The sequence below is a fragment of the Streptomyces sp. NBC_00691 genome (genome assembly GCF_036226665.1).
Lineage (GTDB): Bacteria > Actinomycetota > Actinomycetes > Streptomycetales > Streptomycetaceae > Streptomyces.
Map to the genome: position 1 here is coordinate 7,769,178 of NZ_CP109007.1, position 14,552 is coordinate 7,783,729.

Consider the following 14,552-nt stretch of genomic DNA (forward strand, 5'->3'; position numbering starts at 1 on the left):
TCTCCGGGCCCGTGGATCCTCGGATACCCGGGAGGTGGCGGATGACAGCACCACGCCGAGGCCACGTCCGGCCGTCCACCGAAGGATCCCGGGGTCAGGCAGCCTCTGCCCTTCGGTCAGGCGTCTCGTAAGGTGGTGGCATGCCTAGAACCTCACCCGCAGTAGCCCTCGAAACCCTCCTCGCCGGGAACAGCCGATTCGTGGCGGGTACGCCCGGGCACCCCAACCAGGACGCCGCCCGTCGAGCTGAGCTGGCCCCGGGCCAGGAACCGTTCGCCGTCGTCCTGGGATGCTCCGACTCCCGCCTGGCAGCGGAGATCATCTTCGACCAGGGGCTCGGTGACCTGTTCGTGGTGCGCACCGCGGGTCACGTACTCGGCTCCGAGGTACTGGGCAGCGTCGAGTACGCCACCACGGTGCTGGGCAGCCGCCTCGTGGTCGTCCTGGGCCATGACTCCTGCGGCGCTGTCGCGGCGGCGCGGGCCGCGGTCGAGGACGGCTTCACGGCGAGCGGCTTCGTCCGCGACGTGGTCGAGCGCGTCACCCCGAGCGTGCTGGCCGCCCGAGCCGCGGGCCTGACCGCGGACAGCGACATCGTCGACGAGCACATACGGCACACGGTCAGCCTGCTTCTGGAGCGCTCCCGCGTCCTGTCGGAGCAGGTCGAAGCGGGCGAGGTCGCCGTGGTCGGACTGGGGTACCACCTCGCCGACGGCAGCGCCCGGATCGTGGCGTCCCACGGAGCCGTCTCCCCCGAAGCGCTGTCGGGCGTGGTGCAGGCCTGACAGCGAGAAGATCCGACAGCCGGCCGCCCCGACCGGACTGTGCGGGCGGCTCCGGGAAACGAGCCCCGCACAGGCCGGTGCCGCGGCCCCGGGCCGGCTCGCACACGCGGGACCGGCAGGGGCGCGCGAGCGTGAACCGTCGCGCACCCGGCCGGGCACGGGGGTGACGTTCGCGCATCCCTGCCGAGCCTGGGCACCGTCGGCCGCGGCCGGGACGAGTCCGCCGTGGTGCGGCGGACGCCGCCGAGCCGTTCACGTCGTGATCACGGCGCGTACCAGTCGGCGGGGGTGGGTGCCATGGCGGACGCTCCTTCGAGGGTGGGGCGTACGGCGAGGATCTGGTCGACGCCCATGCGACGTTCGGAGAAGGCGAGCGAGGCACCTGCCAGGTACAGGCGCCACACCCGGGCGGTGGTGCGCCCGACCTGGTCCTCGATGGCGCTCCAGCGTCGTTCGAGGTTGGAGCGCCAGGCGTCGATGGTGGTCGTGTAGTGCTCGCGGATCGATTCGACGGAGCGGGCCTCCAGGCCCGCGGCTTCCAGAAGGTCCACGGTGCGACCGACGGGGCGCATGTGCATGTCGGGGGCGATGTACGTCTCGATGAAGGCGCCTCCGCCGGGTGCGTGCGTGCCGCGGGACATCTGCTGGATCAGGAGCCGTCCTTCGGGGCTGAGCGCGTTGTACAGCTTGGTGGCGAACGCGGGGTACTCGGCGTCGCCGACGTGTTCGCCCATCTCGACGGCGGAGGCCGCGTCGTAGCCGCCGCCGTCGATGTCCCGCCAGTGCCGCAGCTGGACGTTCACGAGGTCCGCCACCCCTTCGCGTGCGGCCCGTGCGGTGACGTAGTCGTGCTGCGCGCGGGAGAGGGTCACGGCGGTGACGCGGGCTTTGTGCTCGCGGGCCGCGTGGACGGTGAGGGAGCCCCAGCCGCAGCCGACGTCGAGGAGCCGGTCCCCCGGGCCCAGGGCGAGTTTGCGGCAGATCAGCTCGAGTTTGTCCCGCTGGGCGTCGGCCAGGGTGTACGTGGGGTCGTCCGGCCGGGTCCAGTAGGCGCAGGAGTACGCCATCGACTCGTCCAGGAGGAGGGCGTAGAAGTCGTTGGAGAGGTCGTAGTGGTGGCTGATCCCCGCCCGGTCCCGGGAGACGCTGTGCAGGCCGCCTGTCAGGCGCGCCCGCCCGTCGGGGCGCTTCGGGGGCGGACCGACGACACCCATACGTACCGCGAGGGTGGTGGCCGCGGCCATGCCCGAAGGTCCGGGGCGTGCCGACGGCCGGGCTCGGACGTTTCGGCCTGCTTGGGAGAGTGCGTCGGCCAGGTCGCCTTCGACGTCGAGGTCTCCGGTGATGTACGCCTCGGCGAGTCCGAGCTCGCCGGGCTGCCAGAGCAGGCGGCGCAGGGCCTCGGGGGCGCGGAGGACCACCAGGGGCGCGTCATCGGGACCGGTCTGGCTGCCGTCCCAGGCGCGGATGCGGACGGGGAGCGGGCCGGGCAGGAAGTGGCCGAGGAGCTGTGCGAGTCGGTCGGCGGCGGGTCTCATCGGGGGGTTCCCTTCGGTAAGGAGGAGCCGGCGGACGGAGGGGCTGCGGGAGAGTCCTGACGCTGAGCAGGCGGGAGAGGAGTCCCGCACGGGCTGCGCGACCCTGCGGCGGCCGTGTCAGGCCCGCGCCCCCGCCCACGACGGCCGTCCTCCGGGGTTCCCGCACGACCGCTCCCGCCACTCGACACTCAGCCCGGCTGCTGCGTTTCACCCGTACTTCGCAGCGGGCGGCCCGTCGGATGGGGACGTTCTCGATGCCCATGGCGGTGACGTGCTTTCCGTGGAAAGCAAGGCGGAAGGCGCCGACGGCGTCTCCGCTCCGGGGACTCCGAGGGACCTCGATGTGTCGGGGCGGAAGCCGGATCAGGAGGGAAGCGCCATCAAGAGCAGGGGGGGCGTGGTGGGTTGGGGGGATCCGCCGGTGGGTTCGAGGGTGAGGCCGACCGCGCCCGCGTCCGCCGGGCTGCCGGTGAGGATCACCGTGCCGTCGCGGTCGATGAGACCGGCCGGGCGCATGGTGCCGTCGTGGTCGAGCCACAGCTGGTAGGTCTTTCCGGCACCGGGTGCGGGCAGGTTGGCGGCGGTGAAGACCGCCATGTCCTGCTGGTCGGAGGAGACGACCGTGGTCATCGCTCCGTTGGCGGCCTTGCCGTGGACGGTGCGCGCGTCCGGGTTCGCCAGCACCGAGTTGACCGCGGCGAGTTGCTGCTGGGCCTGGCGGGCCTGCTGTCGGAGGTCCTGTCCGTTCTGCGTCTGCCATACCGCCACACCGCCCAGCACGGCGGCGGCGACGCCGGCGGCGAGCGCCAGAGGTACTGCCCGACGGCGCAGGACGCCGCCGATGAGGGGTGCCTGGCTGGGGGCGGGGATGCGCGGGGGCAGCTGGCGTACTCCGTCGATGGCGGCCATGACCTGCGCCTTGGCCGCCGTCGGAGGCGTCTGGGAGACGGCCGCGGCGAGGCGTGCAGTGGTGGCCTGGAACTCGGCTGCCTCCTGACGGCATGCCTCGCACGTCCGGAGGTGGGCGTCGAAGTCCTTGCGCTCGGCGTCGTCGAGTGCGCCGAGGGCGTAGGCGGCGGCGAGGGTGTGGGCGTCGGTGGTCTGGTGTTTCATGTGGTCACCCCCATGCAGTCGCGGAGCCGGATGAGTCCGTCGCGCATGCGTGTCTTGATGGTGGGAAGCGGTGTGCGCAGGGATTCGGCGACTTCACGGTAGGTCAGTCCCTGGTAGTAGGCCAGGGTCACGGCCTGGCGCTGTACTTCGGTCAGGCCGCGCAGGCAGCGCCGTACCTGCTCGGACTCCAGGCGGATCTCGACCTGTTCGGCCACCTCGTCGAACGCGGTGGTGTGCTCGCGGGCGGCCTGGGCGTGTTCCCGGTCGGTGGCTGCCTGGGCGGAGCGGACCCGGTCCACGGCCCGACGGTGGGCGATGGTCGCGGCCCACGCGGTGACGGAGCCGGCCTCGGGGCGGTAGCGGGCGGCCTGACGCCACAGTTCGATCATGACCTCCTGGGCGACCTCCTCGGACTGGGCACGATCGCGCACGACTTTGAGAACGACGCCGAAGACCATGGGGGCGAGAGCGTCGTAGAGGGCGGAGAACGCCTGCTTGTCGCCGTGCGCGACCTGCCGCATGACGTCGGTGATGTCGCTGCGGTCGATGTCGGCGGGCCGGTCGGCGCTGAAGGGGATCGATCGGTTCACTTGCGCCGCTCCGGCCGTGGGCAGGAGGCGAAGGGCCGGCCTGGGGCGGCCGTCGGGGGGCGGGGCGTCCATCGCATGCCGCTCCTTGTTTCGTCGCTCGTACGGGGCAGGACCGTCCCCGGAGACGGTCCGGCGTGGGGAATCTGTTCGTGTGTCGCCTGTTCTTCGTAGCGGGCGGGCCCGCGGATGGGAGGGCTCTTCGTCACCTCCACCACGCGTGCTTGCCCCCTTCGAGGGAACAGCGGTGGACGGTGGGGTCTGGCTGCGCCCTGGCGGCCGGAGCGGTGGATGGTCCCCGGTCCGCCGCCGAGAAGACGGGGTGGCGCGGACCGGTGACCCGCCGCAACCCCGGCATACGCGTAAAGCCGCTCGTCGTCCGTACTGATGCGCCATGGGTAGCTCTTTGGAGTGAGCGGTGCCGGGCGGACCCATCCGTCCGAGATGCGGATCCGAAGCATGGGTGAAGGGCGGCGGCTTCTCCCCTTGAGTGTCCGGGACGGGGGGAGCCGGCGGGTCCGTCGTACCGATCACACCCCGCGTGAGGCGGAGTCATAGGTGTGGAAGGGACGGGCCGGAGGGCGGAGGACGGCAACGTTCCTCCGCCCTCCATTGCTCTGAGGCGCGCCGGGACCTGGTGGCCAAAGCGGCCTCCGACAAGCCGGAGCTGTCCACTCCGGTCGCCGCCGTCATACAGGCCGGTCTGGTGGACACGCTTCGAGACCCTGCGGACCGGCACCGTCACCAAGGAGAGGGTCAGAGCCCCGCCGCAGGCTCCGCTGTGCTCGGCAAGCGGCCGGCAGGCGCGGATGGCCTGCCGGCCGTCGGCGCCTTGGTCAGCGCTGGTCGAGGGGGAGGGCGACGTCGACGATCTGTCGACCGGCCGGGAAGGCGCCGATCAAAGTGGCCTTGCCGGTCAGGACATCGACCTTGTAGAAGCGCTGCCTACCGCCGGTGGACAGGGCCGCATAGCCACGGTTCGAGCCGTCGGAAGCCTGGTGGTAGATGTCGAAACCGGCGGACGGGCCGGCGTTGACGCCGAGGTTGCCGGTGGGGGCGAGGGTGCCGGCGTTGGCGGGGGACTGGAGCGAAACGCGGTCGTTCGTGGTGTCGATGTCGAACAGGGTGGTCGCGGTGGCCGCGTCGAGGTCGTTGTTCGAGTACGCGGCACCCGTGACGCCGAGGGCTGTCGACGGCGGCACGGTGGGGTTGGTGAGGGTGCCGTCGGCGGTCGTGGTCAGCGGGGCGGCGGGGTCGTCGATGTTGTGACGCAGGTTCTGGCCGGTGTCGCTGATGACGCGCAGGCGGTTGGCGGCGGGGTTGAAGTCGACGCCGAAGTGCCGGCCCTGGAGCGCGACGGTCAACTGCGAGACCTTCAGGGCCTTGGCAGCGCTGTCGACCGAGTAGACGCCGCCCTTGTCGCCGACGCCGTACAGCTTGCCGTTCTGGACGCGGAAGTCGATCCCGACGAGCCTGTCGTCGCCCTGGAGGCCACTGACCTTCCCCAGTGACCAGGTGTCGGCCGGGTCGCGGACGTCGAATCCGACGAGACGCTGGTCCGAGGTCAGGCCCACGCTGATCAGGCCGTGGCGGGCACGCTCCGACGGACCGAACGGATCGCCGCCCGCCACCGTCGCCGAAGCCAGGACCGGGGAGAGCAGAGAGACCACCACGGCGGCTGCGGCCGCAGAGGCAGCGGTGGATCGAGTACGCACGAGAGAGCTCCGATCGATCAGCGGCCCGCACTCTTGATGAGGCGAGTCCGTGGATCCTTCGACGTCCCATCGGACGAGGACGGGGCCGGACGGCCGAGATGCCCCGATCAGCCCGCAATAGTGCGACTGCCACGCCCACTCCCAGCCCAACCCGCGGCGCGGGGGAGCGGGAGTATCGGGTCGCGTGCCGCCTCGGCGACCACCAGGGCGTCGGGGCCGCGGCCCTCCGCCTCTTGGGCGACGTCGCGGACGGTGCCGGGCCGCACGGAAGCGGAGAAGCCGAGGCCCACCGCGGGCCGTTGCGCGGGCCCGCGGTGGGAGTCGGCCTGTTGCGAAGGTCATGCACGCCGGAGACCGTCAGAGGCGGACCGTCCAGCTGACCGTGGACCTCATCGTCCGGGCGATGGCGCGGTCCCGCACCGAGGGCGTGCGGTCCTCGGCCGTGAGTGACAGTGTGTGCTTCCGAAGGTCGAGCAGTCGTAGGGCCAGGTCGGACACGCGTACCTCGGTGCGGCCCGCGAGGGACTTCACCTCGCGCCCGTCCAGATGCCAGCGGATCGTGAGTTGACGCCCGTCCGCCCCCGTCAGCCGGGGTACGAGGGCCTTGGCGGTGTCGCGGGCGCGGAGGGTGCGACCGGTGGCCGTCACGGGGGAGGCGATGCGCGCCTCGCGGTAGAAGCCTGCGATCATCGCCTCCACTCCAGGCAGGTTGAAGGGCTTGTCGAGGGAGCGCATCAGAGAGTTCTCGGTGGGGCGCCGGAGCCCGGTGACGTAGTAGCCGCCGCCCTCGTACGCGCCGACGGTGCCGCCGTCGGGAGACCGCTCACCGAGCCAGCGGTGCCACTTGGTGCCCCGGTCGGCCATGTCGTCGGCGGTGAGGGTGGTGATGTTGGAATCGGTGGGCTCGGGACCCGGATACCGCTCGTAGCCGGGGTAGTCGGCGTAGAAGTACTCGTCGGCGAGCTTGCCCAAGGAGTGGCCGGTCTCGTGGATCGCGACCTGGCCGGACTTCTCGTTGCCCGCCGAGGCCGTCGATATGCCCTCGTAGCCGAGGGTCTCACTGCGCTCGTTGTAGCCCGCGCCACCGTATTTGGTGCTGTTGGCGAGGACGAGCACCAGGTCGGCCTCCGGTGCCTTCGCGACGTATCCGTCGACCTTGTCCTGGTCGACGCAGAGCAGCCGTTCGATCGAGTCGCACCAGAAGTACGAGCCGAGAGCCGTGTCCCGGACGGTGTCGGGCGAGGGGTCGCCGGAGACGCCGGACTCGTTGGAGACGGCGTCGACGGTCCAGACGTTGAAGAGGCCGCGGTAGGTGGTGTACGGCTCGACGGCCGTCAGCTCGGCCCATTTCCGCTGGGCGTCGGCGTGGAAGCGGGGCAGTTCGGCGGCGGTGTAGCCGTCTCCGACGACGACGATGTCGAGCCGGTCGGCGGTGGGGCCGTTGTCGACCGTCTTGGCCACCTCGCCGTCGGCGGCCACCTCGGCCGCCGTCAGACGGGAGGCCGCCCGGTTCCGGCCCTCCGCCGGTACACGTGTGTGGCCGGATCCGGCGGACGTCCCGTGTTCCGGCCCCGGTATCTCGACCTCGACCCGGGCCGTGGGGGGCGCCGTCGGGTCCGCGGCCGCACTGCCGGGTGCGGCGGCGAGTACCGCCGTGAGGGCGACGGTCACTCCGACCGCCATGGCTCCTCGTCGTGCCGAACGCATGAAATCAGCCCCTTGCCAGGCGAGTTAAGTGCAGCAGTAAATGTGCTGAACAAGTCGCTTAACCTAGGGGGAGTCGAGGGCGTGCGCAATGCCTGCCGCTTCTGAATACTGGGCAGTTCACGAACCAGGGGGATCCAGATGGACGATCCGGCCACGATCGGCCACCGAGTCCAGCGGCTGCGCGCTCAACGAGGGCTGACGCAGCGCCAGTTGGCCGAGCCTTCCTACACCCCCGCGTATGTGTCGACGCTGGAGTCCGGCAAGGTCAGGCCCTCGGAGACCGCGCTGCGGTTCCTCGCCGAGCGGCTCGGCACGTCGTACGAGGAGCTGGCCACCGGCAGGCCCGCGCACCTCGCCACGGAGCTGCGGCTCGGTCTCGTCGACGCGCGCCGGCAGCTGGACACCGGGACGGCGGAGGAGGCCGCCGTGAGCTACCGGCGTCTGCTCGCCGACGCGGAGGACCTCGGCCTCGTGCCCGAGCAGGCCGAGGCGCGGCTCGGGCTCGGCGACTGCGCCCTGGAGACCGGTGAACTGGTCGACGCGGGCGACCACTTCCAAGCCGCCGAGCGGCTCCTCGCCGAGAAGCCGCTGCCCCGCCGCGCACGCGCGATCCGTGGCCGTGCCGTCGCGCACCTCCTGGCCGGCGAACTGCGTTACGCCTGCTACCTCCTCGAGTCCACCATCGACGAGCTCGGCGCGAGCGGACTGGCCGACCCCGAGGCGCTGGTCATCCTGTACGCCGCCGTGATCGGCCCGTACATGGACATGGGCGCCCACGCCCGCGCCGCGCACGCCGCCGAGCTCGCCCTGGCGCTCGCGCCGCAGGTCGACGACCCGGCGCTGGTGGCGGGCATGCACCGGCAGGTGGCCCGTACCTTCCTCGCCGAGGGGCGCACGGCTGACGCGGATGCCTCACTGGCCAAGGCGCAGGCGATCTACCAGCAGCTCAGCCTGCGGACCGATCTCGCGCACTGCCACTGGATGCGCGGCTACGTCCAGGCTCAGAACGGAGAACTCGCCGCGGCCGAAAGGGAGTTGCGTGCCGCCCGGGACATGCTGAACGTCAAGCGCGCGGCGCTGTTCACCGCACACGTGGAAGTGGAGCTGGCCGATGTCCTCCGGCGGCTGGGACGGCACGGCGAGGCGTCGGACCTGCTCTCCGCCTTTCTCGAGCCCGGTGATCGGCACGGTGCCGTGCACGCGGGGGGTGCGCACAGACTGCTCGGGCTGATCGCCGAGGAGCGAGGAGACAGCGAGGCGGCCGAGGAGCACTACGTCATGGCGCTGGGGCTGCTGGAGCGCAGCGGCGCGAGCGGCGACCTCGCCGACCTGTGCCGTCTGCTGGGCGACCTCCTGCGCCGCGGCGGCCGTACCGAGGCCGCGCTGGACGCGTACCGCACGGGGCTGGGCCACCGGTCGCCCCCTGGCACGACGACGCTGGGGCCGGCTCCGACGGCGGTGGCGTTCCGGCGGCACTGACGGGGAGTGCGATCTGGGCGAGGGCGAGGGCTCGGCCGCGCCTCACGTTCCACCACCTTCCGCCCTGGGCATAGTGGTTGCGTGATCACCAAAAGTGGCGAGGCCGGTGACGGGCGCGACGCGGGCGGCTCGGGTCCTGAAGGCGCAGGTGACGAAGAGGCACGGGTCATCGTGGTGGGGGCGGGTCCGGCGGGATCCTCCGCCGCGCTGCACCTCGCGAGAGCGGGTGTGGACGTGCTGCTCCTGGAGAAGGGCGGTTTCCCCCGGGAGAAGGTGTGCGGCGACGGGCTGACACCGCGCGGCGTGTACCAGTTGGTGCGGATGGGCATCGACATCGATGCACCGGGGTGGATGCGCAACAAGGGCATGCGCTGGGTCTGCGGCGGCGAGCAGGCGGAGCTCGACTGGCCGCGCCTGGGTGCCCTTCCCGACTTCGGGCTCACCCGGAGCCGGCACGACTTCGACGACCTGCTCGCCGCTCACGCCCGCGCCGCCGGAGCGCGCCTCCGTACCCACGTGAAGGTGACGGGCCCGCTGACCGACCGGGCAGGACACGTCATCGGCGTGTCCGCCTCCCGCGGACCGGGGCAGGAACCGGTCCGCTACCGGGCGCCGTTGGTGGTCGCCGCCGACGGAGCCTCGGCGCGCACGACGCTCGGCCTGGGGTTCGAACGAGACGGCAAGAGGCCCGTCGCAGCCGCTGCCCGGCGGTACTACCGCAGCGAGGCGCGTACGCACGACCCCTACCTGGAGCTCTGGGCCGACCTGCGCTGTCCTCGTACCGGACGGGACCTGCCCGGATACGGATGGGTGTTTCCCCTGGGGGACGGGCGCGTGAACGTGGGTCTCGGTGTCCTTCCGCAGCAACGGCGGCGCAGGCCGGTGGACCTGCGAGCGACGCTGGAACACTGGCTGCCCCGCCTGCCCGCGGACTGGGGGCTGGACGAAGAGACCGCCGAATCGCCGCTGCGCAGCGCGCCGCTGCCGATGGGACTGAACCGGCATCCTCAGTACCGGCGGGGCGTGCTGCTCGTGGGCGACAGCGCCGGCATGGTCAGTCCGTGGAGCGGCGAGGGCATCGCCCAGGCCATGGAGGCCGCAGAGGTGGCGGCGGACATCATCGCCCTGGCGCTGGCCCGCCCGGCAGGACCCCGCAGGGAACACGCCTTGCACCAGTACCCGGCCGAGATCGGGCGCCGATGGGCGCGCTACTACCGGCTGGGCAACCTCGTCGGGGATCTGGTCCTCTCACGCTACGGCTTCCGGCCCGTCCTGCATCCCCGTGTGATGGCCTCGCCCCACGTGCTGCGCACCCTGGCCCGCCTGCTCACCCATGTGACCGACGAGCCCGCTCAGGACACCGTCGACGCTGTCCTCCACGGGCTGCTGCGCCTCGTTCCCGCACCGCGGAGGTAGACCCTGTGCAAGGAGATCGCCCGCCGGCTCACCGCCGACCACCGCACAGCCGGCTCAGACGCGGACGATGACGAGGGCGATGTCGTCCCGGGCTCCGCTGGCGACGCCGAGGCGCGCGAGCAGCGCGTCGGCCAGCTGGGCCGGGTCGAGGCCGACGAGGTCGCCCAGGGCGGTGGTGAGCCGGTCCAGGCCGGTGTCGATGTCCTCGTCGCGGCGTTCGATCAGTCCGTCGGTGTAGAGGGCGAGCGTGTCACCCGAGCGGTAGGAGATGCCGGCCTGCGGCCGGGGAACGTGCTCAGGCCTGGCTCCCAACGGCGGGTCGGTGGCCTGGTCCAACATCTCGCATGTGCCGTCGGCGTGCAGCAGCACCGGCGGCGGGTGCCCCGCGCTGGAGTAGACGAGCAGTTTCGAGCGGGTGTCCACGAGCACGCTGACGGCGGTCGCGGCGAGCGCGCCGTCCACCGAGCGTGCGTACATACCCAGGACTTCCAGAGCCCCGGCGGGCCCGGCCACCGCCCGACTGGCCGCGGACAGCGCGCTGCGGAGCATGCCCATCACGGTGGCCGCTTCCAGCCCGTGCCCGACGACGTCGCCCACGGCGACGGTGAACCGCCCCTCGGCCAGGTCGACGGTGTCGTACCAGTCGCCGCACACGTTCAGCGAACCGATCGCCGGCAGATAGCGCACCGCCACGTCACTGTGCCGGGCCAGGTCGGGGGAGTGCAGCATCGCCTCCTGCAAGGTGACGGCGACCTCCCGCTCCCGGGCGTGCGCGGCCCTCAGCTCCTCGTTCAGCCGCTGCAGCTCCCGCGCGCGGGCGTACAGCTCGGCCTCCATCCCCTCCTCGCGCTCGGTCATCCGCCGTCCCTCGGTCCGGCCCCGGAACCGTCGGGATCTCATGAACGCCGTCACGTCCTCCACGCGGTGGATGATCCACGCGACGCGCCCGTCCGCGTTCTTGACCGGGGTGTTCACCGGCGACCACCAGCGCTCCTCGAACGCACCGGGCTGCGAGACGACGGGGATGTCGTACTTCTGCACCGCCATGGTGTCGGGCTCACCGGTGGCCAGTACCCGCCCCAGCGACGCTCCGAGGTTCTTCACGCCGTCCGCGTTCGGGTCGTCGGGATTGTCGGGGAACGCGTCGAACACGTGCTGCCCGAGCAGATCGTCCCGGGTGCGGCCGGTCGCCCGCAGATACGCCTCGTTGACGTCCACGATCACCAGATCCGGTGCCAGCACCAGATACGGGCTGGGCGTCGCGGCGAACAACGCCCCGTGGTCGATCTCCGGCCTCACAGACGTTCCGATCGTCGTCCCGAGAGGAGCCCCCACAGACCAGCGTACGCAGCACTCCGGCCGCCCGCGCCCCAGCGGGCCCGGGCTGCCCCGCGGGCGTGTGGGACGACGAGTACCGTCCGGGCCATGCGGAGGTTCGGCGGCTTGTCTCGCCACGGGTGCCGCTCGCCGGTGCCTGCGGACGGGTGTGTCGGCCGGGTCCGGAACAGGTGGAAGCAGACCTCCCTCGATTGGAGCACATGTTCGAATATGGGTGCCACGTCTGGCTCCCGGTCCGGTGACCGGGCTGCGGTGATCAAGGCCGCGCAGCGGCTCGGGTACTCGCTGGAAGAGGTCGCCGAGCTGCTGGCGGCCGGCCGCCACCACCCCGTCGCCGGACTCCAGGAACGTGCCGCCAAGCCGGCCGAGGCCGACGCGAAGAGCGCAGGTCGCCGGGTGGCGGAACGTGACACTCTCCGGTCCACGGCCCGCCTGCCCTCGTCGGTGACGCGCGGCAAATCGTCCAGCCGGAGATGTCGTTCGACGCGGTGCTGATGCTCGGAGCCCTCCATCATCTGCCGGACGGAACCGGGCGTGCGCAGGGGTGGTGGGAAGCCCGTCGAGTGAAGGACCTGGGCGCGACACGACCGCGGGAGGCCAGGGGGTGACAGGGGTTTCGGGGGTGGGCGGGCGGTGCGCCCTCCGAGATGACCGAGGAGGCCGGCAGCTGGTTGCGAAGCGCAAAGGCTCCTGGTGGACGGCATTCGTCGTCGACTCGTTCGCCTTCACCGGGTGTCCGTCCGGGGAATCAACCGAGGGATCCCCGCCGTTGCCCCGACATGAACTCCACGCGGGAAACTCCCGACGTCCTCCGTTACACCGCTTTCTCCGACGATCCCGAGGGAGGAAATCCCGCCGGAATCGTTCTGGACGCCACGGGCCTCAGCGCCGAGGAGATGCTCGCGATCGCCGCCGAAGTCGGCTACAGCGAGAGCGCGTTCCTGACAGTGCCGTCCGAGCAAGCGGGCTCCGGCGCGCCGGACGACGGGCGTACCTACACCATCCGCTACTTCAGCCCCAAGGCGGAAGTGCCCTTCTGCGGTCACGCCACCGTCGCGACGGCCGTGGCCCTCGGCGAGCGCATCGGCCCCGGCGACCTGGTGTTCACCACGCGGGCCGGGACCGTACCGGTCACCGTGACGCGCGAGGGCGGGGCCCTGCGGGCCACGCTCACGAGCGTCGAGCCGCACATCGAGGAGGTCGCGGCCGATGACGTGGCCGAGGCACTCGCCGCGCTCGACTGGCCGGCCGGCGACCTCGACCCCGCCCTGCCGCCCCGCATCGCCTTCGCGGGCGCCCGCCATCTGGTCCTTGCCGCCGCGAGCCGCGAGCGCCTGGCCCACCTGGCGTACGACTTCGCCCGCCTGGAGGCCCTCATGCACCGGCTCGACCTGACGACGCTGGAGTTGGTCTGGCGCGCCTCTGCGGAGGTCTTCCACGTCCGCGCCCCGTTCCCGGTGGGCGGTGTCGTCGAGGACCCGGCGACCGGGGCGGCGGCCGCCGCCTTCGGCGCGTACGCCCGTGAGCTCGGACTCGTGCCCGAGGCGACCGTCCTCACCCTCCACCAAGGGGAGGACATGGGACGTCCCGGCGTCCTGACGGTGGAACTGCGGGCAGACGACCGGCGGATCAGGGTCAGCGGCGCGGGGACCCGTATCCCGGCCTGATCCACGTGGCCCGGCAGCGTCCCGAGCTTCTCTCAGGGGCGGTGCCGCCACGCTGCTCCCGGAGTGACGGTAGTCGCGCGGTACTGGAGTGGCGGCCCACCAGGGCGAGTGAGAGGCGCCTGACGGGCGGACGTCGGCGTGTAGGGGAAGGAACACATGAGTCATCTCGACGTCTTACGGCTGCTGGGTCTCGACGCCCCGGTGCGGCCGGAGGGAGAGGGGTACGGCCAGATCGTCCCCGAGGGCTTCGAGTGGCTGGTCCAGGCCCTGCCGCAGGGGGTGATCGCGTCCCCCGTGCTGCTCGGAGGGACCGACGTCCCGGTGCGTCTTCTGGAGGACTTCACGCGGGACACCGCGCCGCGCGTCGCGGACATGAAGGAGACCCTGGAGAGCCGCGAGCAGGAGATCTGGCTGCCGCTGCACCCGCGGCCCGGTGGCATGGTGCCCTGGGGGCGCACCGCCAATGACGGCGTGCTGCTGTGGGACACCACCTCCACGGACACGGCGGACTGGACGACCGTCCTCACGGACACCGACTTCCAGTTCTGGCTGGACCTTCCCTTCTCCGCTTCGGAGTTCGTCGCGCGGGCCCTCGCTGGACGTGGGGAGGGGACGCCCGCCTTCGAGACGTACCAGGAGTACGAGGCGGGCACGTTCTGGACCGTGGCCGAGGACAAGCGTGCGACGGCCACGGTGCTGGCGTACCGCGACATCGGGGCGGTCGAGGAGATCGTCACCCGCGTGCGGAGCATCGGCGTCCCCGGCGTCCGGCAGTACGCGGAGGAGCTGCTCGGCCGGGCGGGCGAGTCCTTCGGCGCGCTCCCGGAGGACTACCTGGCGATCATGAGGGAGTTCCCCGGCGGAGTCGTCGCCGGCGTGCGGGTCTTCCCCGTCGTTGCGAGCCTGCGTCGGCCGGACGAGGACGGGCTGTTCCTGCAGTGGGGGGAGGCCGGTGGCCGTGCGTTCGGCTGGCGCACCGCCGAGGGCGCTCCCGAGGAGTGGCGCGTGGCCTGCACCGAGCCGGACGCGTCGGCGCTCACGTGCCTGGAGGACCGGACGTTCGCCACGTTCCTGCGACGCCGGCTGCGGGGTGACCACTCGACGTTCTGACCGCCGGTCGGCCCGTCGCCGTTCGAGACGCTTGCGCCGGACCCCGTTCATACACCTGAGGGTGCGGCCGGCGGTCCTGTCCGTACAGCACGGTGGC

The 14,552-nt window shown here is 71.9% G+C and carries 12 protein-coding genes and 1 pseudogene; 7 read left to right on the top strand and 6 right to left on the bottom strand.

What is annotated here, in order from left to right:
* Window positions 1-140: 140 nt before the first annotated feature.
* Window positions 141-785, top strand: a complete 645-nt coding sequence (locus OG392_RS34730; protein WP_329286177.1) for a carbonic anhydrase — start codon at window positions 141-143, stop codon at window positions 783-785.
* Between the two features lie 263 nt (window positions 786-1,048).
* Here OG392_RS34730 and OG392_RS34735 read toward each other — a convergent pair whose 3' ends face one another.
* The 3 genes from OG392_RS34735 to sigK form a co-directional block, all read right to left on the bottom strand.
* Window positions 1,049-2,323, bottom strand: coding sequence for a cyclopropane-fatty-acyl-phospholipid synthase family protein (locus OG392_RS34735; RefSeq protein WP_329286179.1), 1,275 nt, complete (start codon window positions 2,321-2,323; stop codon window positions 1,049-1,051).
* A gap of 363 nt (window positions 2,324-2,686) precedes the next feature.
* Window positions 2,687-3,436: an anti-sigma factor gene (locus OG392_RS34740; protein ID WP_329286180.1), complete on the bottom strand. Its 750-nt coding sequence runs from the start codon at window positions 3,434-3,436 to the stop codon at window positions 2,687-2,689.
* On the bottom strand, window positions 3,433-4,098 hold the full coding sequence (gene sigK, locus OG392_RS34745) for an ECF RNA polymerase sigma factor SigK (RefSeq protein WP_329286181.1): 666 nt from the start codon (window positions 4,096-4,098) through the stop codon (window positions 3,433-3,435). The genes OG392_RS34740 and sigK overlap by 4 nt, the downstream gene beginning before the upstream one ends.
* A gap of 553 nt (window positions 4,099-4,651) precedes the next feature.
* Between sigK and OG392_RS34750 the strand changes: the two are divergent.
* Window positions 4,652-4,741 (top strand): annotated as a pseudogene (locus OG392_RS34750) (fasciclin domain-containing protein); the annotation flags it as partial.
* Window positions 4,742-4,859: 118 nt separating this feature from the next.
* On the opposite strand, the gene OG392_RS34755 reads toward OG392_RS34750, so the two are convergent.
* Both OG392_RS34755 and OG392_RS34760 read right to left on the bottom strand, forming a co-directional pair.
* A complete protein-coding gene (locus tag OG392_RS34755; protein WP_329286183.1) occupies window positions 4,860-5,738 on the bottom strand; it encodes a DUF4394 domain-containing protein in 879 nt (292 codons plus the stop codon).
* A 357-nt stretch (window positions 5,739-6,095) separates the two neighbouring features.
* Window positions 6,096-7,421 (bottom strand): M64 family metallopeptidase, encoded by a 1,326-nt coding sequence (locus OG392_RS34760; RefSeq protein ID WP_329286187.1) that lies wholly within the window; start codon window positions 7,419-7,421, stop codon window positions 6,096-6,098.
* Between the two features lie 162 nt (window positions 7,422-7,583).
* Here OG392_RS34760 and OG392_RS34765 point away from each other — a divergent pair, with 162 nt between their 5' ends.
* Together OG392_RS34765 and OG392_RS34770 are read left to right on the top strand one after the other, a co-directional pair.
* Window positions 7,584-8,924, top strand: coding sequence for a helix-turn-helix domain-containing protein (locus OG392_RS34765; protein WP_329286189.1), 1,341 nt, complete (start codon window positions 7,584-7,586; stop codon window positions 8,922-8,924).
* Window positions 8,925-9,005: 81 nt separating this feature from the next.
* Window positions 9,006-10,340, top strand: coding sequence for a geranylgeranyl reductase family protein (locus OG392_RS34770; RefSeq protein ID WP_443055007.1), 1,335 nt, complete (start codon window positions 9,006-9,008; stop codon window positions 10,338-10,340).
* A gap of 54 nt (window positions 10,341-10,394) precedes the next feature.
* On the opposite strand, the gene OG392_RS34775 is transcribed toward OG392_RS34770, so the two are convergent.
* Window positions 10,395-11,639 (bottom strand): PP2C family protein-serine/threonine phosphatase, encoded by a 1,245-nt coding sequence (locus OG392_RS34775; protein WP_329286191.1) that lies wholly within the window; start codon window positions 11,637-11,639, stop codon window positions 10,395-10,397.
* A gap of 249 nt (window positions 11,640-11,888) precedes the next feature.
* On the opposite strand from OG392_RS34775, the gene OG392_RS34780 reads away from it, so the two are divergent.
* The 3 genes from OG392_RS34780 to OG392_RS34790 all read left to right on the top strand — a co-directional run bounded on the left by OG392_RS34780 (window position 11,889) and on the right by OG392_RS34790 (window position 14,455).
* Window positions 11,889-12,173 (top strand): MerR family DNA-binding protein, encoded by a 285-nt coding sequence (locus OG392_RS34780; RefSeq protein WP_329286193.1) that lies wholly within the window; start codon window positions 11,889-11,891, stop codon window positions 12,171-12,173.
* Window positions 12,174-12,457: 284 nt separating this feature from the next.
* Entirely contained in the window at window positions 12,458-13,345 is an 888-nt protein-coding gene (locus OG392_RS34785) for a PhzF family phenazine biosynthesis protein (protein ID WP_329286194.1), read from the top strand.
* 156 nt (window positions 13,346-13,501) lie between these two features.
* Window positions 13,502-14,455 (top strand): hypothetical protein, encoded by a 954-nt coding sequence (locus tag OG392_RS34790; RefSeq protein WP_329286195.1) that lies wholly within the window; start codon window positions 13,502-13,504, stop codon window positions 14,453-14,455.
* The last annotated feature ends 97 nt before the right edge of the window (window positions 14,456-14,552 follow it).

Coding starts and splice junctions, on each gene's coding strand:
- OG392_RS34790 (WP_329286195.1), top strand. CDS start 13,502: ATGAGTCATCTCGACGTCTTACGGCTGCTGGGTCTCGACGCCCCGGTG.
- OG392_RS34765 (WP_329286189.1), top strand. CDS start 7,584: ATGGACGATCCGGCCACGATCGGCCACCGAGTCCAGCGGCTGCGCGCT.
- OG392_RS34740 (WP_329286180.1), bottom strand. CDS start 3,436: ATGAAACACCAGACCACCGACGCCCACACCCTCGCCGCCGCCTACGCC.
- OG392_RS34735 (WP_329286179.1), bottom strand. CDS start 2,323: ATGAGACCCGCCGCCGACCGACTCGCACAGCTCCTCGGCCACTTCCTG.
- OG392_RS34760 (WP_329286187.1), bottom strand. CDS start 7,421: ATGGCGGTCGGAGTGACCGTCGCCCTCACGGCGGTACTCGCCGCCGCA.
- OG392_RS34785 (WP_329286194.1), top strand. CDS start 12,458: ATGAACTCCACGCGGGAAACTCCCGACGTCCTCCGTTACACCGCTTTC.
- OG392_RS34780 (WP_329286193.1), top strand. CDS start 11,889: ATGGGTGCCACGTCTGGCTCCCGGTCCGGTGACCGGGCTGCGGTGATC.
- OG392_RS34730 (WP_329286177.1), top strand. CDS start 141: ATGCCTAGAACCTCACCCGCAGTAGCCCTCGAAACCCTCCTCGCCGGG.
- sigK (WP_329286181.1), bottom strand. CDS start 4,098: ATGGACGCCCCGCCCCCCGACGGCCGCCCCAGGCCGGCCCTTCGCCTC.